This is a genomic window from Flavobacterium sp. P3_A6 (assembly GCF_056403035.1).
Genome location: NZ_JBFUGG010000001.1, coordinates 15,562 through 35,046, shown reverse-complemented (window position 1 = coordinate 35,046; position 19,485 = coordinate 15,562). Strand labels below are relative to the sequence as shown.

General features: G+C 35.1%; 16 protein-coding genes. 3 read left to right on the top strand and 13 right to left on the bottom strand.

Annotation, left to right across the window (positions count from 1 at the left end; translation table 11 throughout):
• Positions 1–302: 302 nt before the first annotated feature.
• The 12 genes from AC1DVP_RS00145 to guaA form a co-directional block, all read right to left on the bottom strand.
• Complete coding sequence (locus AC1DVP_RS00145) at positions 303–716, bottom strand: hypothetical protein (RefSeq protein ID WP_477181524.1); 414 nt, start codon at positions 714–716, stop codon at positions 303–305.
• 37 nt (positions 717–753) lie between these two features.
• The gene (locus AC1DVP_RS00140; RefSeq protein ID WP_477181523.1) at positions 754–1,698 is read right to left on the bottom strand and encodes an NAD(P)H-dependent flavin oxidoreductase; all 945 of its coding nucleotides are present in this window, start codon (positions 1,696–1,698) and stop codon (positions 754–756) included.
• A 14-nt stretch (positions 1,699–1,712) separates the two neighbouring features.
• A complete protein-coding gene (locus tag AC1DVP_RS00135) occupies positions 1,713–3,326 on the bottom strand; it encodes a S8 family serine peptidase (protein WP_477181522.1) in 1,614 nt (537 codons plus the stop codon).
• A 25-nt stretch (positions 3,327–3,351) separates the two neighbouring features.
• Positions 3,352–4,539, bottom strand: coding sequence for a tRNA 2-thiouridine(34) synthase MnmA (gene mnmA / locus AC1DVP_RS00130; RefSeq protein WP_477181521.1), 1,188 nt, complete (start codon positions 4,537–4,539; stop codon positions 3,352–3,354).
• 237 nt (positions 4,540–4,776) lie between these two features.
• Complete coding sequence (locus AC1DVP_RS00125) at positions 4,777–5,493, bottom strand: toxin-antitoxin system YwqK family antitoxin (RefSeq protein ID WP_477181520.1); 717 nt, start codon at positions 5,491–5,493, stop codon at positions 4,777–4,779.
• 176 nt (positions 5,494–5,669) lie between these two features.
• Complete coding sequence (gene yidC, locus AC1DVP_RS00120) at positions 5,670–7,565, bottom strand: membrane protein insertase YidC (RefSeq protein ID WP_477181519.1); 1,896 nt, start codon at positions 7,563–7,565, stop codon at positions 5,670–5,672.
• Between the two features lie 110 nt (positions 7,566–7,675).
• Positions 7,676–9,289 (bottom strand): CTP synthase, encoded by a 1,614-nt coding sequence (locus AC1DVP_RS00115; RefSeq protein WP_477181518.1) that lies wholly within the window; start codon positions 9,287–9,289, stop codon positions 7,676–7,678.
• A gap of 165 nt (positions 9,290–9,454) precedes the next feature.
• Entirely contained in the window at positions 9,455–9,685 is a 231-nt protein-coding gene (locus tag AC1DVP_RS00110; protein ID WP_477181864.1) for a DUF3820 family protein, read from the bottom strand.
• Between the two features lie 69 nt (positions 9,686–9,754).
• The gene (locus AC1DVP_RS00105) at positions 9,755–10,156 is read right to left on the bottom strand and encodes an OsmC family protein (protein WP_477181517.1); all 402 of its coding nucleotides are present in this window, start codon (positions 10,154–10,156) and stop codon (positions 9,755–9,757) included.
• A gap of 66 nt (positions 10,157–10,222) precedes the next feature.
• Entirely contained in the window at positions 10,223–12,169 is a 1,947-nt protein-coding gene (locus tag AC1DVP_RS00100; protein WP_477181516.1) for a LysM peptidoglycan-binding domain-containing protein, read from the bottom strand.
• Positions 12,170–12,260: 91 nt separating this feature from the next.
• Entirely contained in the window at positions 12,261–14,144 is a 1,884-nt protein-coding gene (locus AC1DVP_RS00095; protein WP_477181515.1) for a LysM peptidoglycan-binding domain-containing protein, read from the bottom strand.
• Between the two features lie 62 nt (positions 14,145–14,206).
• Entirely contained in the window at positions 14,207–15,736 is a 1,530-nt protein-coding gene (guaA, locus tag AC1DVP_RS00090) for a glutamine-hydrolyzing GMP synthase (protein WP_477181514.1), read from the bottom strand.
• 322 nt (positions 15,737–16,058) lie between these two features.
• Between guaA and AC1DVP_RS00085 the strand changes: the two genes are divergently transcribed.
• On the top strand, positions 16,059–16,592 hold the full coding sequence (locus AC1DVP_RS00085; RefSeq protein WP_477181513.1) for a hypothetical protein: 534 nt from the start codon (positions 16,059–16,061) through the stop codon (positions 16,590–16,592).
• A gap of 21 nt (positions 16,593–16,613) precedes the next feature.
• Here AC1DVP_RS00085 and AC1DVP_RS00080 read toward each other — a convergent pair whose 3' ends face one another.
• The gene (locus AC1DVP_RS00080) at positions 16,614–17,294 is read right to left on the bottom strand and encodes a PH domain-containing protein (RefSeq protein ID WP_477181512.1); all 681 of its coding nucleotides are present in this window, start codon (positions 17,292–17,294) and stop codon (positions 16,614–16,616) included.
• A gap of 413 nt (positions 17,295–17,707) precedes the next feature.
• On the opposite strand from AC1DVP_RS00080, the gene AC1DVP_RS00075 reads away from it, so the two are divergent.
• Positions 17,708–18,094, top strand: a complete 387-nt coding sequence (locus AC1DVP_RS00075) for a RidA family protein (protein ID WP_477181511.1) — start codon at positions 17,708–17,710, stop codon at positions 18,092–18,094.
• Between the two features lie 133 nt (positions 18,095–18,227).
• Positions 18,228–19,484 (top strand): voltage-gated chloride channel family protein, encoded by a 1,257-nt coding sequence (locus AC1DVP_RS00070; protein ID WP_477181510.1) that lies wholly within the window; start codon positions 18,228–18,230, stop codon positions 19,482–19,484.
• Position 19,485: the final 1 nt, after the last annotated feature.

Below are 19,485 nucleotides of genomic sequence, written 5' to 3'. Positions count from 1 at the left end.
TCTATTCTTAACTATAAATTATTAAATTCTCAAAAATAATCTGGGCGTGACCCCATTAGGGAAAGAGGCCTGCATATTTTGCAGTCATTTGGCCTCCTTCCCTAATGAGGTCGGGCTATTCGGGCTACTTCGGTAGCTTCCTGCTATCCCTCACGCTCACTTAAATCAAGAAATTAAATGGTCTTAACATTTACCAAACTCAATATTAATTTCTAAAATTGGATTAAAAACAAACTGACGAAGTAAAAAAACAGCTTGATTTCAAGATTAAACCATCAGATCAAAACCGAAAAAAATCTATTCTATTCGAAAATGACAATATTATAGGCCAGCACTCTATCCTCATATTTAACATACAGCTGTTGTCTGTTGTGCTGGTTTTTTCGGGTAATGAACGAAAGCGTACAGTCTTCTCCACTATTGTCTTTACAGACAAAACCATAAACTAAATCCGTTTTATTTTCTTCGGTAGGAGAATATTCTACGATTTCAAACAACTGAATTACCTCAGAGTAAATAACGATTCTATTTTTTTTTGTATCTAAATTGATTACGATATCCACGGGTTTCAATTCGCTCCAATCCCCAAATTTACCATTTGTCCCTTTTACAGAAACACTTAAGCCTGTAGTTTTGAATTTATACGCCTGACTAAATCCTTGGCTCAAACCAAAAAAAACAAACAGCAGCAATAAAATATTTTTTAACTTAATCATTATTTAAAAATTTATAGAAAAGCAAATATAAGGCTTTTTAAAAATCAAACCGAACTACTTCTTGTTTTGCCTGTTCAAATTCAGCAATCATAATATCAATTATTTCTTTAGCTGGCAATATTCCTTTAATCAGCCCGGCAATTTGTCCGATTTCCAGTTCTCCTTCCTCTAAATCACCCTCAAACATACCTCGCTTGGCTCTTGCTCTTCCCAATAAAGCCATCAATTCTTCTTTGCTAGGGCATTTATCATACAACTGCTGTATGTCTTGGTAAAATTTATTTTTGATTAAACGAACAGGCGCCAATTCTTTCAGCGTCAATTGTGTTCCTCCTTCTTGAAGCTCAATAATAGTCTGCTTAAATTTTTCATGTGAAGATGACTCTAATGAAGCGGCAAATCGGCTCCCAACCTGTACTCCATCTGCACCAAGAGCCATAGCTGCAAGCATTCCGCGCCCAGTGGCAATTCCGCCTGCAGCAATTAACGGAATCGAAATTTTATCTTTCACCATCGGAATCAAAGTAAGCGTCGTAGTTTCTTCTCTGCCATTATGCCCACCCGCTTCAAACCCTTCGGCAACAACTGCATCAGCACCTGCATCTTCCGCTTTTAAAGCAAAAACAGAACTGCTTACTACATGAACAACCTTTATTCCGTTCTCCTTAAGAAATGAAGTCCAGCTTTTAGGATTCCCAGCTGATGTAAAAACAATCTTAACCTCTTCATCTACAATAATCTTCATTATCTCTTCGATATTAGGATACAACAATGGCACATTTACCCCAAAAGGCTTAGTTGTTGCTATTTTACATTTCTGAATATGTTCTCTCAATACTTCCGGATACATCGAACCAGATCCAATCAGTCCTAATCCTCCTGCATTACTAACAGCACTAGCTAATTTGTAACCGCTGTTCCAAATCATTCCGCCTTGAACGATTGGATATTTAATATTGAAAAGACTTGTAATTTTGTTCATATATAAAATAAAAATTATTGCTTGATTAGTTTGCCGGAAAACACATTGCCTTCCCAATTTATGACATAAATATACATCCCAGCGTTTAATGTTTTCAATGAAATAGCTGGAAGCGCTTTGGTAATTGCCAGCTCGAGTAATTTTTGTCCAAGAACAGAATAAACCCGAAATACTCCAGCATCAAAATTATCCGGAAAAGAAATAACACTCAAATCGCTGGTTGGATTAGGAAATAAAAAAAAATCTTTTTTTGAAAAATCATTTAATCCTAAACCGCTAGACAAAGCTGAACTGAAATCAGGAATTCCATATCCATACTGATTATTTGGAGCAGTAAATCTATCTGCTGATTTTACAATCAAATCTTTAATTTCCTTATTCGTTTTATTGGGAAACGCTTGCCATAAGCATGCTACCAGTCCTGCCGTGATCGGACTTGAAAAAGAGGTTCCGTTTGCTGTTCCGATATTCCCCGCCGAATCTGACAAAACAACCGATTGGCCTTGCGCCATAACATCAGGTTTTATTCTGCCGTCAAATGAAGGTCCGATTGAGCTAAAACTAGCCACTGTCTTTGCAGAAGTCACCGCTCCCACTGTGAGTACGGAAATTCCATCTGCAGGAGCATCAATATGAGGATTTGCAGTATCTCCTTCATTCCCAGCAGAAACTGCCACTATCATTCCACGGGAAAAAGCAATTTCGGCGCCACGGGTAATATAAGCCGTTTTACCATCCATCTCAGCATAAGTATGACTATAGCCCGCATTATCAAACTCAAAATATCCCAAAGAGGTATTTATAACATCAACTCCTAAACTATCCGCTTTTTCGCTGGCCTCTACCCAATAAGATTCCTCAACAGGGTTTTCACTCGAAGCATCTTCTGTTCTAAATAAATAATACGAAGCATCTGGTGCAGTACCTACAAGAGCATTTTCTTTATATCCTCCCATACAAGAAAGCACCATCGTGCCATGGGAATCTCCTGTATAAAAAAAATCATTTCTATTGACAAAATCATAACCTCCCAATATTTGATTATTGTCGCGGAGTCTTTGAAATGGCTGAGCCGTATTAACGCCTGGAAAACCAGCATCTATAATTGCAATTATTTTTCCAGAACCCGTGTAATTTTGTTGGTGCAGTACATCGCCATGAAGCATTTGGATTTGGTTTGCCGAACCGCCATAAGCAAAACTCACCTGAGTTTCCAAAATCTTACTGACAGATTTTGTTTTGGCCATAACAGCTATCCTTGCTGTTGGATTGAGAGTTTTATTAGCAAAATCAACTTTCTCAACAAAAGCAAATGATGTCAAGGAATTAATCACTGTCTGCGTACCTCTAACGTGTAAGGCATTCAGCCATTTGGATTTGGCCAAAACTGTAACACCAGAAACCCCTTTTACCTGATTGATAAAACTTTTATCGATAGGAACATCTTTGGAATCTAAAGCTATACTTTGTTTGGCACGTCTATCTAATGCTCTCTGAGAAAGCATCAGCAACGGATTATCAAAATAAGATTGTGAATTATTTTTGACATTAAAATATACCCAGGCATCTTCCTGAGAAAACCCAGCAAAACAGGAAAAAAACAAAATAAAAAATACTATTTTCTTCATGCTTTGCAACAATTTTAAACTAAAATTAAGAAATAACCCCAGAACCAATTAACTCATCATTGTGATACCATGCTGCGAACTGCCCTTCGGTAATCGCAGACTGCGGTTCTTCAAAAGAAATATACATGCCATTTTCAAATTGATGCAGAGTTGCTTTTTGCAAAGGCTGTCTGTAGCGAATGCGAGCCATCACATCCATCGTTTCTCCATTGGCCAAAGCCAAATCTGTCCGAATCCAATGCACTTCAGATTTTTCAATAAACAAAGCGCTTTTGAATAACCCGGGGTGTGTACTTGATAAGCCGGTATAAATAGTATTGGTTTCTACATCGGTAGCGATAACAAAAAGCGGATCGGTTGTTCCTCCTACATTCAAGCCTTTTCTTTGCCCTACCGTAAAATAATGCGCTCCCTGATGTTTGCCCATGACTTTGCCCATTGTTGGAGTATAAGGTCTTTTCTTGGATGCAAAAAACAATTGCTTCTCTAATGGCAATTCGTTCTGCACTTCATCATTATATATGGAATCATTTTTATCAATTTGAATAATCATTCCTTCTTTGGGCTGCAGTTTTTGCTGCAAAAATTCAGGCAAACGCACTTTTCCGATAAAACACAATCCTTGAGAATCTTTCTTTTCTGCAGTAACCAGCTCCATTTCAGCCGCAATTTCACGCACTTCCGGCTTCGTCAATTCCCCAATTGGAAACAACGCTTTAGACAATTGTTCCTGAGATAATTGACATAGAAAATAAGATTGGTCTTTATTGTTATCAACACCGGCAAGAAGCTGGTATACCTTTTCACCATTCACTTCGATTTCACTTTTTCGGCAATAATGTCCTGTAGCCACATAATCGGCACCAAGACTTAAGGCGATTTTCATGAAAACGTCAAATTTTATTTCTCGGTTACAAAGTACGTCTGGATTTGGAGTTCTTCCTTTTTCGTATTCGCTGAACATATAGTCAACGATTTTTTCCTGATACTGTTCGCTTAAATCAACAGTTTGAAAAGGAATACCTAATTTTTCAGCAACCAATAAAGCATCGTTACTGTCTTCCAGCCAAGGACATTCATTAGAAATGGTTACCGAATCATCGTGCCAATTCTTCATAAAAAGACCTATTACTTCATATCCCTGCTGTTGCAATAAATAAGCAGCAACACTCGAATCGACTCCACCTGAAAGACCTACAACTACACGTTTCATATACTGAATTATATTATTTCCAAAAAAACATTGGAACAAAATCACATAATCTATTGGCAATTATGACCAACTAAAATTATGATTCTTCATTTTAAAAAAATTAAATGCTCTAAATTTTTAAGCTTTTGCAAAAGTACAAATAATATGCCTAGTAATAATTACATCCGGATTTATGAAAACAATACAGCTATAAGCCAAACCAATATTAGAATCAATCCTGACGGCAACTCACAAATACTAATTTGTTTTTACTTTATCTCTTTTGAGCTGCGGTTTTTTTGGCTTATCCATATTTTCTTCACTGTCCAATTTTCCATTTATAAAAAACTGCCACTTTCCTATTTTCTTGCCATTTTTGAACTTCCCTTTTGCAATAACAAGATCATTTGGGTCTTTATAAATAGCCTCACCTTCATATTCCCCATTTTTAAAAAAACTGTTTTCCAAGACAATGCCTTTTTCAGAATATTTTTTATAAACACCTTCTTTTAATCCGTTTTTATAAATGGTTTCATCCACAATTTTACCATTCGGATAATAAACTGTTCGGGTTCCTTCAAGTTTTCCGCCTTTGTAATTCTCCAAGGTCATAATCGTTTTTGAAGCCTTATGATAGTATTTCCATTGGCCTTCACGCAATTTATTTACCTCTTTTCCCTCACTCACAATATTTTTATTCTGATCATAAAAAATGGTATAACATGAGTTATCCTTTGCATTGAAAGTTCTTGTCGCTATAATTGACTTTGCTTTTGTATCATCAAAAAAATTAAAAACACCAACTTCCTTTCCATGCTCAAAAGTTCCCTCATATCTAGGTCTCCCCGATTCTTCATAAAATCCTTTCCAAACGCCATGTTTCTTTCCATTTACATCTACAGGATTGGTATCTGTTTGAGAAAAAACAGCTTGACAACATAAAAAAAAGACTAAAATTCTAAAAATAGCTAACATATATTTCTAATTAAATTATCTAAAAATCAATACTATAACTTTAAATCACTGCTAATAGCATGATTTTCTGTTTATTTCATAAAAGTACAAAACCAAGTACTATAAATTAATACTCTTTATAAAAAACAAAAAGCTCCTATTTTACTAGGAGCTTCTGCCGTATTTTCAAATATTATTTATTTTTTTGCTTTTTTCTGAGCTTCAGCCTGATCCATAGCTTCTTGAAGACGCTGCTGGAATTTACCTGGTTTTTTAGGTTCTTTCAGCTTATTTTCTTGAATTTGAGCATGAATTTTATCTGAATCAACAATATAATTTTTGATTACAAACATGATTCCGATAGTGATCAAGTTGGAAATAAAGTTATACAAACTCAATCCAGCTCCATAACTATTAAAGAAAATCAACATCATAATTGGTGAAATATAAATCATGTATTTCATCATTTTGGCCATATCCGGCATTCCTTCCTGCTGAGGAGCAGCCATTTGCTGGTCTCCAGAAGTCATTTTCATGTAAAAGAAAATCGCAATTGCCGCCAAAATTGGGAACAAACTGATATGGTCACCGTATAAAGGAACATGGAAAGGCAATTTATAAACCGAGTCAAATGAAGACAAGTCATCAGCCCAAAGGAAACTTTTTTGTCTCAACTCAAAAGCCGATGGAAAAAACTGAAACGAGGCATACATAAACGGAATCTGAATCAAAGCCGGAATACATCCCGCCATAGGATTAACACCTGCTTTAGAATACAATTTCATTGTTTCCTGTTGTTTTTTCATTGGGTCTTTTTTGTATTTTTCACCCAATTCCGTAATGTCCGGACGCAATACTTTCATCTTCGCCTGAGACAGGAATGACTTATACGTAATAGGCGACATTGCCAATTTTATAAGAATAGTAAAAATGATAATCGCTATGCCATAAGAAATGCCCCCAGTTAAAAATCCGAATAACGGAATGAAAATAAACTTATTAATCCAGCCAAAAATACCCCAACCCAACGGAATAATTTTCTCTAAATGTTTATCATATGATTTCAGTGTTTGATAATCTGAAGGTCCAAAATACCAGTTCATTTTATAATCCACCTCTCCATTAGTAAAAGCTAATGGCATCTTGGCATTAAATTGCTTTACAAAAATAGTATCCACCTTTTCGTCAACTACCAATTTATTTGACTTTAAATCTGCCTTTGCAAATGGAGTGTTCGTCAATAAGATCGAAGAGAAAAAATGCTGTTTAAAAGCTACATAACTTACTTTCTCCAGTGACTCTTCTTTATTGTTGCCATCATTAACATTACTGAATTTTTCATCACCATGCTCATAATTCAAAAGAGTATAGCGATTTTCGTATGAGATACTTTTCTCTGTTCTAAACGTTTTCATGTTCCACTGCAAATCCATTGGTTTTGCTGTATTCAAAACTTTATTCAAACCTTGGGAGCGAACATCAAAACCAACCATATAATCCTTTGGTTTCAAAATGTATTTGTATTCTAAATACTCATTGGCACCAGCTTTCAATTTCATCGAAAGAATCTGATCAGCACCAACTTTAGTCAATGTTGGCTCAAAATACAAATCTTTTGTATTTAAAACTCTATTGTCATTTGTCTGCAGCTGAATATTCAAATCGGCATTATTGTCTTTAATCAAAGAAACCAACTGTCCGGATTTTTTCTTGAATTTTTCAAAATTCTTCAAAGTAGCTTCAACTATGTAACCGCCTTTGTTTGCAATTTTTAATAATACATAATCATTTTCGATTGTTGTAATATCATTTTTTGCAGAAGACAAAGTTGCTGAATAAGCAAAACCTCCCAATGTTTTTTGCAATTGTGCCAATTGTGTAGAATCTCCGGCAACAACAGCTGCTGCAGGAGCCACAATTTGTTTAGCCGAAGCAGCCTTAGCTTGAGCTTCTTTTGCAACCAATTCTTTTTTAGCCTTTTCCGCAGCAAGTTGCGCCTCTGAAGGTTTGTTTTGGTACATCATCCAAAAGAATATACCAACGATTAATAACATACCTATAATCGAGTTAAGGTCTAATTTTTTTTCTTCCATTTTTATTTATTGTTGTTTTTTGTCTTCCTAATTTGATGAATTAGAAACTGATTCCGTTAGTCATCAAAACATCTTTAATGTTACATTTTGACAAAAATCATTCTTAACTCTTATTTCTTTTTTCCCTTAACAGCCGCCGCTACAAAACTCACAAAAACAGGATGTGGGTTTGCAACCGTACTTTTATACTCCGGATGGTACTGCACGCCAATAAAGAAAGGATGATCCGCTAATTCAACAATCTCTACAAGACCTGTATCTGGATTTACACCTGATGATATCAATCCTGCTTTTTGCAGCTGATCCACATATTGACTATTGTATTCGTAACGGTGACGGTGACGCTCTGAAATAGACGTTTTACCGTAGATTTTATATGCTAATGAATCTGGTGTGATATCACATTTCCAAGCTCCAAGACGCATTGTCCCTCCTTTGTCTGTAACGTTTTTTTGATCTTCCATCAAGTTCACTACAGGGTTTTTGGTCTTATCGTTCATTTCAGTAGAATTCGCATCTGCCAATCCTAATATATTTCTGGAATATTCGATAATCGCCATTTGCATACCTAAACAGATTCCAAAAAACGGAACTTTATTTTCTCTTGCATAACGAATAGTTTCGATTTTTCCTTCGATTCCTCTTTCTCCAAAACCTGGAGCAACAAGGATTGCATCCAAACCTCCTAATTTCTCCGTAATATTCTCTGAATCTATAAATTCTGAATGAATAGAAATAACATTTACTTTGGTTTCATTAGCAGCACCTGCATGAATGAAAGCCTCCAGAATTGATTTGTAACAATCCTGCATTTCGACATACTTTCCAATCAAACCAATATTTACGGTATGTTTTGGAAATTTCAGTCTGCGTAAAAAAGTATTCCAGTTTTTTAAATCCGGAGCTGCTTTTTTAGGTAAATCCAATTTTTTCAAAGCAACAACATCCAGTCCTTCTTCCAGCATCAAATTTGGCACTTCATATATTGTAGAAGCATCGATTGACTGAATAACTGCTTCTCTTTTTACATTACAAAATAATGCCAATTTATTGCGGATTTCATCCGAAATTTCGTGTTCAGTTCTGCAAACTAAAATATCGGCTTTGATACCGCTTTCCATCAAGGTTTTTACGGAATGCTGTGTTGGTTTAGTTTTTAATTCTCCAGCTGCAGCCAAATAAGGAACCAACGTTAAATGAATAACGATTGCATTGTTTTCTCCTAAATCCCACACCAACTGACGCACTGACTCAATGTAAGGCAAAGATTCAATATCCCCGACAGTCCCGCCGATTTCGGTAATGACAATATCAAAATCGCCTGATTTGCCAAGCAGCTGCATTCTTTCCTTAATCTCGTTAGTAATATGAGGCACAACCTGAACCGTTTTACCCAAGAATTCCCCTCTGCGTTCTTTTTCAATTACCGAAAGATAAATTCTTCCTGTAGTTACATTGTTCGCTTGAGAAGTAGGAACATTCAAGAAACGCTCATAATGCCCTAAATCTAAATCTGTTTCTGCACCATCATCTGTTACATAGCATTCCCCGTGTTCATAAGGATTTAAGGTTCCTGGATCCACATTGATATACGGATCAAATTTTTGGATTGTTGTCCTATATCCTCTTGCCTGTAACAATTTTGCCAAAGATGCCGCTATAATTCCTTTTCCTAAAGAAGAAGTCACACCACCTGTAACAAAAATATATTTCGTTTGATTCATCTGTTGTTGTTTGTATTGTAGTTGTGTAAAAAACGTGGCAAAAGTACAAATTTAATTGGAATACTAGAGCGTTCCAATATTAGATTTTTAGACTTGCATAATTATTGGCTAATTAGCAAACAACTTTAATTTAACTATCAAAATTCTAATAAATTAACATTCCAATTAAGGTTTTGGGTACTTCTTTTTTATGTTCCGAATTAATTCTTCGAGTCCGTTGAGTTTTAACTCATAAATTAATTTCAGCTGTTCGCCCAGTTCACCTTTTGGAAAACCTTTATTGCTGTACCAGACAATGTAATACTCCGGAATATCGATAAGATACCAGCCTTCATATTTGCCAAAAGGCATTTTGGTGTGCGCTAGTTTTATGAGCTGTTTTTGGTTTTGATCCATTTTAAAAAGTAAAAGAAGCTCAATAATAGAGCTTCTTTTCATTGAATTTATTAATTTCTTCTAAATATTTTACTTCCAATTAAAACTAATCCTTTTCTCAATATCCGTATTCAGACTCAAGAAAACAGGACAAGTCATTGCGGCTCTTTCCAGAATCGTTTTGTCTTTTTCTTCGGAAACTCCTGTCATCTCAAAAACAATTTCGATAGCGCCGATTCGTCTTGGTTCGGCATTCATGATTTTAGTAACCGCTGCAGTTGAACCTTTAAAATCAATATTCAAATCCCTTGCTTTGATTCCCATAATTGTCATCATGCAGGTAGCCAAAGCATTGGCAACCGAATCCGTTGGAGAGAAAGCTTCTCCTTTTCCGTTATTATCAACTGGAGCATCTGAAAGGATTTCACTCCCAGATTGTATATGAATTGAGGAAGTTCTTAAATCCCCTAAATAAGTTACTTTTGAAGTCATTTTTTTTTTGAATTATAAATTATCTGTAATTAAACTGAATACTAAAAAACTGAATACTGAACACTTTTATTTCGCTTCTTTAACGGTCAAATCAGTGTCGTAATACAAGATATAAACCCCTTTATTGACATAACCGCCTTCTTCTTTTTTGTGATACTCAAACTTGCTTTCTACTTGCTCTGTAATCATTGTTTCGGCAGTTTCCTGATAAGTTTTGCCTTGTGACAAACGCATCATAGTATCAAAAGTAATATCAAAACCGCGAATAGCAAAGGTGCTTGGATTCACTTTATTCTTTTTTCTATAGCTCTGCATGAACATTTGAGCTTCGGGAGAATTGTTTTCGCGGGTTGCAGAAGGATACATCAAATGCAGCTTGGTTAAATCTTCGAAACTGATTTCATCGGTATCCAAAGTTTCATTAGGCTCCAGAATAACCAGCTGCACCTGATAAGCAGCCATAACACTGACCATAGCATTTATCGTATATTTTATCATGCCTGTATTACCAGTCTCTAGAATAACATAATTCATTCTGTCTTTGACCAGCTGGCTTTTAAAACCTTCAACATTTAAACCACCAGTTTCCGACAACGGAGCTATTTTTACTTGTTTTTGATTTTCTAAAATGTATTTTCTGATGGTTTCTCTTTTCTTGTCAATCACAGCAATTATGTTTCCTTGCTTTGCATTCATAAAATCAAACATAACCGATTTCAAAACAGTAACAGGAACAATTGACTGATATAAATTTGGAGTTGGATTACCCGCATCTTTTGAAAGTGGAGAAATAACCGGCACATTACTCTGACCAAGCAAATTTGCCATTTTTTCTACATTACTCTGATAAAACGGCCCTACAACTGCATCGGCACTTGCAAGGTCATTATTGGCAAAAACAGTTGCTGCGCTTGAAGTTGTTTTTGTTTCATTCGAATCAAAAATCTTAACATCCATGGAAATGCCAACTTGTTTAGCAGAATCAATCGCCATCAATGCCCCCGAATAAAAATCCAAAGTCATATTCAGAAATTTGTCATTGTTCAGCCTGCTAACAGTAGAAGCAATGGTATCTCCTCCATTTTTGGCAATATTAAAGGGAAACAATAATACTAAAGTCTTTCTATCGTTACTGTTTTTCTTAGTCAGGACAACATTTTGTTTCGCAGAATTAGATGCAATCTGGTTTGATTTTGACGGCACTTTCAAAACCATTCCTTCTTGAACACCACTCGATAAAGCTGGATTCAATTCGACTAACTGCTGTTGTGTCAGCCCATACTGTTTAGACAAACTATAGAAAGTTTCTTTGGCTTTTACAGTGTAATCAATATAGCTCACGGGCTCTGATTTGACAACTGGCATTGGTTTTACCGGAGCTGGTTTAGTTTCTGTAACAGCGGTTTTAGGCACAGCTTTTGGTCTGCTTCCTTTTATCAACAACTCATACCCTACTGTTAAATTAGTTACAATCTCAGGATTTTTTTGTTCTAATTCTGCAACAGTTATATCATATTTCTTAGCTATTGAAAATTTGGTTTCTTTTGGCAATACCGTATGATAAATTACAGCACTCTTAACAGCAACATTTGCTTTTTGGCTGTTTTTGGAAGGAATATTCAAGATTTGACCTACCTGAAGACCATTTTTTTCAAGATCCGGATTCGCTTTTTTCAAATCTACATCAGTTACATCGTATTTTTTTTCAATACCAAATAATGTTTCCTTTGCCAATACTTCATGAGTTTTTGGCTGTTGCTTAGCTGCTGGTTTCACTGGCTGTTCAGTAATTTTCCCTTTAGCTTTTGGAATCAGTAAAACACTATTGGGTTTCAATCCTTTTTGCGCATCAGGATTGAGCTTATAAATATCGTAAGGAGTAACATTAAATTTTTTAGCAATCTGATTTACTGTTTCTCCCTTACCAACGATGTACTTATCAATCTTTTCCTGCGCCGCAATTGAAGTCAGCGAAAAAAATATTGTGCAAATTGTTACAAAAAAATAGTTCATAATAGATAGGGGCATTTATTAATTTTAGTAAAAATACTGTCTTTATAACAGATACTTCCTCTAAAGATTGTTAATTTATTCTTTAATTGAATTACTCAGAAACTACATTTGCAATAAACATTTTTTCAAAAAGCGGTTTCCCCAGCTTTTGAATACACTCGTATTGAGCCTCTTCTTTAGTTGCTGCTATTTTTGAATACACATAATAGGAAAGTAAATTTATATTATAAAAGAAATTACTTTCTAAAGAACCGGAATCTGACAGTTTCTTGATAAAAGCATCTCTTTGCTTCGCATCCTGAAAGTTTCCTAACACAACATAATAACCAGCTTTCAAATCCTTCACGCCTTCTACTTTTTCAATTTTGACTGCCTTAACTTTAGCTGGCTGTTTGGCCAATTCTTTTTTCACCTGTTCCAATGTAAGCGTTTTTGAAACTACTGCTGTTTTAGTTTTTGCTTGAGCTTCGGATGCTTTATTCTGATAGCTTTGATTTTTTAATTTGGCCAAATTATCATCAAACGCTCTTGCTTGCTTGCTATAAAAACTCGCTTTACTGATATGCAGCCTCAATTCGGCTTTACTTTCATTATTCAAAGAATCCAGTTTTGTAATCAGTTTTATATTGTTTAAATCACGAACACGCTGTTGCATTTCCATAGTTTTTAATTCCGAAGGAGTCAATTTTACAGCTTTTGCAGTAGCTGGCTGTGTCTTACTGTTTTCTCGAATACTTTTCTTGTACTGCTGGTTTTCTTCAACTGCAATACGTTCTGCTTTGTCCATTAAGCCTGTATACACTTTTCTGTTATCAGCCAATTGTTTTTTGAGCTGCTGTGATAATTCATTAGTTTTCTGAATATTTTCATTTGAAATTTTTTGCAAACGAACTGACTCATCAAGATCTACTAATTCTGTCTTTTTTAGTACCGATAAATCTTTACTCATCGTACTAACCAAAGAATCTAATTTTACCAAAAGAATTTCCTGTATATTTTTATTTGCTTCTAGAACCAATCTCAATTTTTCAGCAGAACTTTCTTTTTTACTATCAATTTCTTTCAAATCCACCAAAAGACCATTAACCTTAACTACTCTTTGATTGATTTCCTGCTGTAATTCTAGTTTATCTTTTAGGCTGCTGATTTCTTTTTCCTTCGCTTTAGATTTCTCAACCACCACTTGCTTTTCTGCCAAAGCAAGCATAAGTTCTTCATTTTCATTGGAAGGTTTCACTTCCTTAACGTTAATTGCTAACTTATTTCCTTCAGTCAAACCATTAACGATTTCTGGATTTTGAGATTCCAATTGTTCTACAGTGATTCCAAACTGCTTAGCTATAGAATATTTAGTTTCTTTAGCTTTTACCACATAAAAAACGGTTTCAGCATTGATAACTCGTACTCTTCCGTCAAGTGTTTTCTTTTTATTTGGAATGGTAATTTCCTGTCCGATCTGCAGTCCGTTTTTCAAAAGAACTGTATTAGCTTTATCCAAATCTTCAACAGATACATTGTAAAGTCTCGCAATGCTGAATAATGATTCTTTTGGCTGTACTAAATGAGTGTTTTTTGAGGATACAGTTTCTGTTTTAGAATCCTGCGGAATAATCAGCTGCTGACCAACCTGCAGTCCATTAGCTAAAGCTGCCGCGTTTGCATTTTGAATAGCTTCTGCTTTAACATTATACTTTGCAGCCAATCCAAACAATGTTTCTTTTGGAGCAACAGTATGAGTAACCGAATTTGAGGTTTGAGGAAGTAATTCAGGAACATTCAGTATTTGGTTTTCTGAAATTCCGTTTTGAGCTTCTGGATTTAATCTGTAAATTTCAGAAGGTGTAGTTTTGTAGTTTTGAGCGATTTGGGAGATTGTTTCGCCTTTTAAAACTGTATGCTTAGCTGCTGATTGCTGTCCAAAAGAGACATTTGATACAAAAGCAACAAACAATAAAAATTTTGAAAATTCTTTCATAAATAAGTAGGTTTAAACAATTAAGTCGTTACAAATGTAACGACTTAATGTTAAAAAAATTACTATTCCCACTCAATTGTTGCAGGCGGTTTTGAACTAATATCGTAAACGACACGATTCACACCTTTCACTTTATTGATAATGTCATTAGATACTTTCATTAAGAATTCATAAGGCAAATGTACCCAGTCTGCAGTCATTCCATCAGTAGATTCTACTGCGCGAAGTGCAACCACTTTTTCATAAGTACGCTCATCGCCCATTACTCCAACGCTGTTTACCGGAAGCAAAATTGCTCCTGCCTGCCAAACTTTATCGTACAATCCCCAAGATTTTAATCCGTCGATAAAAACTTTATCTACATCTTGCAGAATTTGCACTTTCTCTAAAGTAATATCCCCTAAAATACGGATAGACAATCCAGGTCCAGGAAAAGGATGTCTTCCTAATAATTCCGGATCAATTCCTAAAGTTGCTCCTACTCTGCGCACTTCGTCTTTGAAAAGCATGCGCAAAGGTTCAACAATCTTCAATTTCATATAATCTGGCAAACCGCCAACATTATGGTGCGATTTGATAGTTGCCGATGGTCCTTTTACCGAAACCGATTCGATTACGTCAGGATAAATAGTTCCTTGCGCTAACCAGGTAACATCTTCAATTTTGTGTGACTCATCATCGAAAACTTCGATAAATGCGTTACCAATGGCTTTTCTTTTTAATTCTGGATCACTAACTCCTGCCAAGGCATCGTAAAAACGCTGAGAAGCATCAACTCCTTTCACGTTCAGTCCCATTCCTTCGTATTGATCTAAAACGTTTTGAAATTCATTTTTACGGAGCAATCCGTTATTAACGAAAATACAGTACAGATTTTTACCAATCGCTTTATTTAATAAAACCGCTGCTACAGTTGAATCAACTCCTCCTGAAAGGCCTAAAACAACTTTGTCGTTTCCGATTTTTTCTTTCATTTCTGCTACGATTTCTTCAACGAAAGCATTTGGCGTGAAATTTTGAGGAACCTCGGCAATTTTTACCAAGAAATTCTCCAGCATTTTTGATCCGTCAGTAGAGTGAAAAACTTCTGGATGGTATTGAATAGCATAAGTAGTTTCTCCTTCTATTTTGTAAGCGGCAAATTCTACATCATGTGTACTTGCCAATTTTACTCCATTAGCTGGCAAGGCTTTAATACTATCACTGTGGCTCATCCAAACCTGGCTGTTTTCAGAAACGCCGTCAAAGAAAGTTTCGCCTTCTTTAATATAAGACAAATTAGCTCTTCCATATTCTCTCGTATTTGAAGCTGCAACTTCACCATCGCTAAAATGGGCTAGATATTGCGCTCCGTAACAAACGGCAAGCATAGGGAGTTTCCCTCTGATTTGTGATAAATCTGGATGTGGTGCATCTTCTCCTCTAACAGAAAAAGGACTTCCTCCAAGAATTACGGCTTTATAACTTGATAAATCACTCGGAAAATGATTGTAAGGAAAAATTTCGCAGAATATATTTAATTCGCGAACTCTACGCGCAATAAGCTGTGTATATTGCGATCCGAAATCTAAAATAAGTACGTTGTGTTGCATGCGCAAAAATACTTTATATATTCGGAATTGAAAAATGGTATTTTGAAAAAATTTTTATTTTATTTTTATCCAATAACTTTCGTTCATTTTAGCCCAAAGAATTAAATAAATTCAAAAAAATCAATCAAAAAAACAATAATTATCAAGGTTAAAAGAATCTTGAAACAGACAGATGATATTCTGTATTATAATTCTAAAATAAATCGTTGCTTACATTCAGCCGCTTGTTATTTAATACTAATTCAAACATTAGCCCGTTAAAGTAAGCAACAGAGTCTCTATTGGATTCTGTTAAAAAAGCTCAAATCTTAATTTTTAAAAAATGAAAACAAAAAAAATCACAATTTTAACAATGGCAATTTTATGCTTATTTTCAGTTTCATGCGGTGAAGTGGATAAATTACTGACCTTTACAATTTCTAATGAAACCACATTCAAAATCAATGGCGGACTATTAATGAACACACCGTTCGATGTAGCAACTCCAGATGTTACGACCAATTCGTCAGCTGAATTCAAGAATAATAATACTGATGCGGATTTGGTCAAAGATGTAACGCTGAAAGAAATAAAACTGAGCATTACAACCCCTGCTGATAAAACATTCAGTTTTCTAAAATCAGTTCATATGTATATTTCTACAAATGCAGATGATGAAATCGAATTAGCCTTTCTCGATAATATCAATTCATCCGCAAACTCAATCAACCTAACCTGTACATCTCAAAAACTAGATAAATACATTAAAGCTTCCAGTTATAAAATACGAACCAAAATAATAACGAAAGAAACAATTACCCAAGATATTGAGATAAAAGCAAATATGAAATTTAGGGTAACGGCTGACCCTTTTTAAGTAAAAACAACTAGCTATTCCTTATTCCTTAACAATAATAATAGTGGCTTTAAAGCCAGTACCCAGATTCCATTCACTAGCCGAAATCAGTTGTTTTTTATCATCATAAACTTTGAATTCGGCTGTGTTGGGACCTGAATCCCCTTGATTTAATGCTTCAAAATCAATCTTGTTAAATCCTTTTTTCAGCGTAATTTCAAAACCTTTAAAATTGCTGTCCAAATACACTTGGGATTGTATGATTACTCCGTTCAGATACACCCGAATCAAATCACCGTCAACATATTGGGCATCTCTGTACATAACTGTGGCAGCATCGGCAGTGGATTTGAAAGTGCCTAAATTTTGATTACGGCGATAAGCCAGTCCTTCTTGGCGGTCTGTTTTTTTATTCAGTCTGTCTCTCACTTCATCACCAGGATTGATAAACTCATTCTTGGGAATCATTGACATTTCACTTTTGGTTTTTACCTTATAATCGTCAACAGGATTCGGAGGCGATTGAATTATATTTGGGCTTTTATAAACATTGGGAGGAATAATTACAGGGACATTGGGATCCGTTGGCGGTATGTCCTTCTTTTCTGGTTTAGGTTTGATATTTGCAGGGGGAATCCCTTTAAACTTACCGCCAAACTCTACTTGAGCCTGCGAACAAGTTATAAAACCTATTAGAAAAATAAATAAATATATCTGCCTCATAATATTAAAAAAGTAGGTTTTTTGCCTTAAAACATATTTCAAAAATAAAAAAACAATACTTATAGAATCACAAAACTAACATAATTTATTTTTACAGAGCTGTTAAGAAATTCTAAATACCTAAGTTACATTATTTACAATTATACAATTTTGTTTTTTTTTAAAACCATTAAGGCATTAAGATTCATTAAGCATTATGTTTAAATAAACTTCATACAAAGTTAGGTTTCTATGTAAATAATCCGAAGAAATTAAAATATCTTAACGATTTTGTGATAAAACGCAAAAATCAATCACAATAAGACTGCTGTCCCAAAAGCGGCTCTATTTTTAATTCTAATTTTTATAAATTCGCACTTTAATCGAAATTCATCCGTATTAAACGACAATTAAAAAAATTAAAAAACTAAATAATGAAAAGAGAAAACATCTTAACCGGATCGCCTTGGGAGGACAAAATGGGATATTGCCGCGCTGTACGTATCGGAAACATCATCGAAGTATCTGGAACTGTTGCAATAGTAGATGGTGAAAAAGTAAAAGCAGATGACGCTTATGCACAAACATTAAATATTCTTGAAAGAGTTGAAAAAGTATTGGAAGATCTTAATGTGGGAATGAAAGATGTAATCCGCACTCGTATTTTTACAACAGATGTATCAACATTTGAAGCGGTTGCAACTGCACATGCCACTTTCTTTAAAGACATCAAGCCAACTACAGGATTTTACGGCATCAACCAATTAGTTGCACCAGAATATTTAGTTGAAATCGAATTTACTGCAATTGCATCAGAATAATTCTAAATCACTGCAATTTTTAATACTTTAGCATGACAGTAATTAGTGAATAGCTTCAAAAGTTAATCACTATTCATTAATCACTAAGGACTTAATAGCTACAGAAATTAGTTTTAAAAAAGTATTGCAGTTAATGGATTTTCAAAAAATAAAACAAATAATGCCTATCACGCTCAAATGGTTTTTCATTTGCTGTCTGATAGGCATTTTTTCCGGATCGGCATCAGCCTTGTTTTTAGTTTCATTAGAATTTGTAACCCAAATTAGAATTCAAAATACCTGGATTATTTGGCTATTGCCCTTTGGAGGATTACTCATTGGATATCTTTATTTTATATCAGATTCCAAAATTGCAAAAGGAAACAATCTCCTTTTGGAAGAATACAACAAACCCGAAAAAAAGATTCCTTTCATGATGGCTCCTTTAGTTCTTTTGGGCACATTAATCACTCATCTGTTTGGGGGATCGGCCGGCAGAGAAGGAACAGCAGTACAAATGGGAGGTGCAATTGCGGATGTATGCACATCTATTTTCAAACTCAATCATTCCGAAAAGAGAACCATAATCATTCTGGGAATCAGTGCTGGTTTTGCATCCGTTTTTGGAACACCACTAGCGGGAGCAATTTTCGCCTTAGAAATTGTATTTTTCAGCAAAATTAATTTCAAAAGCATTCTATTATCTTTTGCGGCAGCCTACATCGCTTATTTCACGGTTGAATTCTGGGAAATAAAGCACACTCATTACAGTATTTCTGCAGTTCCCGACATGAATTTCACTGCTTTCTTTTGGATAATTATTGTCAGTATTTTATTTGGATTTACAGCTTTGCTTTTTTCCAGAAGCACCCATTTTTGGGGAAAATTATTTTCGAAGAATATAAAATACCCTCCATTAAGGCCTTTCATTGGAGGAATCGTTCTGGCAGTTTCGATTTATTTTATTGGCACTACAAAATATATAGGACTGGGAGTTCCCATGATTGTTGATGCTTTTACAGTTCCTAATGCACCGTTTGATTTTCTTTTAAAAATACTCTTTACAGGTTTTACACTTGGGGCAGGATTTAAAGGAGGCGAAGTTACCCCGCTTTTTTTTGTAGGCGCTACTTTGGGCAGTGCTTTGTCAATTATTATTCCTTTGCCAATAGCTTTATTAGCCGGAATGGGATTTGTGGCTGTTTTTTCGGGGGCAACCCACACACCTATTGCCTGTACAGTAATGGGGATGGAGCTTTTTGGAATTAATTGCGGCGTTTATATTGGAATTGCCTGCGTTATTGCTTACTTTTTTTCAGGAAATGTCGGAATTTACAAATCGCAAATTGTGAAAGGCCCTAAATCTATTTTGTACCAAAGCATTAGAAAAAAAGGATTGAAATACCTCTAAC

What these genes read in the sequence shown, in the direction of transcription:
- AC1DVP_RS00145 (WP_477181524.1), bottom strand. Translation starts at nt 716, where the DNA reads ATGATTAAGTTAAAAAATATTTTATTGCTGCTGTTTGTTTTTTTTGGT.
- AC1DVP_RS00140 (WP_477181523.1), bottom strand. Translation starts at nt 1,698, where the DNA reads ATGAACAAAATTACAAGTCTTTTCAATATTAAATATCCAATCGTTCAA.
- AC1DVP_RS00135 (WP_477181522.1), bottom strand. Translation starts at nt 3,326, where the DNA reads ATGAAGAAAATAGTATTTTTTATTTTGTTTTTTTCCTGTTTTGCTGGG.
- mnmA (WP_477181521.1), bottom strand. Translation starts at nt 4,539, where the DNA reads ATGAAACGTGTAGTTGTAGGTCTTTCAGGTGGAGTCGATTCGAGTGTT.
- AC1DVP_RS00125 (WP_477181520.1), bottom strand. Translation starts at nt 5,493, where the DNA reads ATGTTAGCTATTTTTAGAATTTTAGTCTTTTTTTTATGTTGTCAAGCT.
- yidC (WP_477181519.1), bottom strand. Translation starts at nt 7,565, where the DNA reads ATGGAAGAAAAAAAATTAGACCTTAACTCGATTATAGGTATGTTATTA.
- AC1DVP_RS00115 (WP_477181518.1), bottom strand. Translation starts at nt 9,289, where the DNA reads ATGAATCAAACGAAATATATTTTTGTTACAGGTGGTGTGACTTCTTCT.
- AC1DVP_RS00110 (WP_477181864.1), bottom strand. Translation starts at nt 9,685, where the DNA reads ATGGATCAAAACCAAAAACAGCTCATAAAACTAGCGCACACCAAAATG.
- AC1DVP_RS00105 (WP_477181517.1), bottom strand. Translation starts at nt 10,156, where the DNA reads ATGACTTCAAAAGTAACTTATTTAGGGGATTTAAGAACTTCCTCAATT.
- AC1DVP_RS00100 (WP_477181516.1), bottom strand. Translation starts at nt 12,169, where the DNA reads ATGAACTATTTTTTTGTAACAATTTGCACAATATTTTTTTCGCTGACT.
- AC1DVP_RS00095 (WP_477181515.1), bottom strand. Translation starts at nt 14,144, where the DNA reads ATGAAAGAATTTTCAAAATTTTTATTGTTTGTTGCTTTTGTATCAAAT.
- guaA (WP_477181514.1), bottom strand. Translation starts at nt 15,736, where the DNA reads ATGCAACACAACGTACTTATTTTAGATTTCGGATCGCAATATACACAG.
- AC1DVP_RS00085 (WP_477181513.1), top strand. Translation starts at nt 16,059, where the DNA reads ATGAAAACAAAAAAAATCACAATTTTAACAATGGCAATTTTATGCTTA.
- AC1DVP_RS00080 (WP_477181512.1), bottom strand. Translation starts at nt 17,294, where the DNA reads ATGAGGCAGATATATTTATTTATTTTTCTAATAGGTTTTATAACTTGT.
- AC1DVP_RS00075 (WP_477181511.1), top strand. Translation starts at nt 17,708, where the DNA reads ATGAAAAGAGAAAACATCTTAACCGGATCGCCTTGGGAGGACAAAATG.
- AC1DVP_RS00070 (WP_477181510.1), top strand. Translation starts at nt 18,228, where the DNA reads ATGGATTTTCAAAAAATAAAACAAATAATGCCTATCACGCTCAAATGG.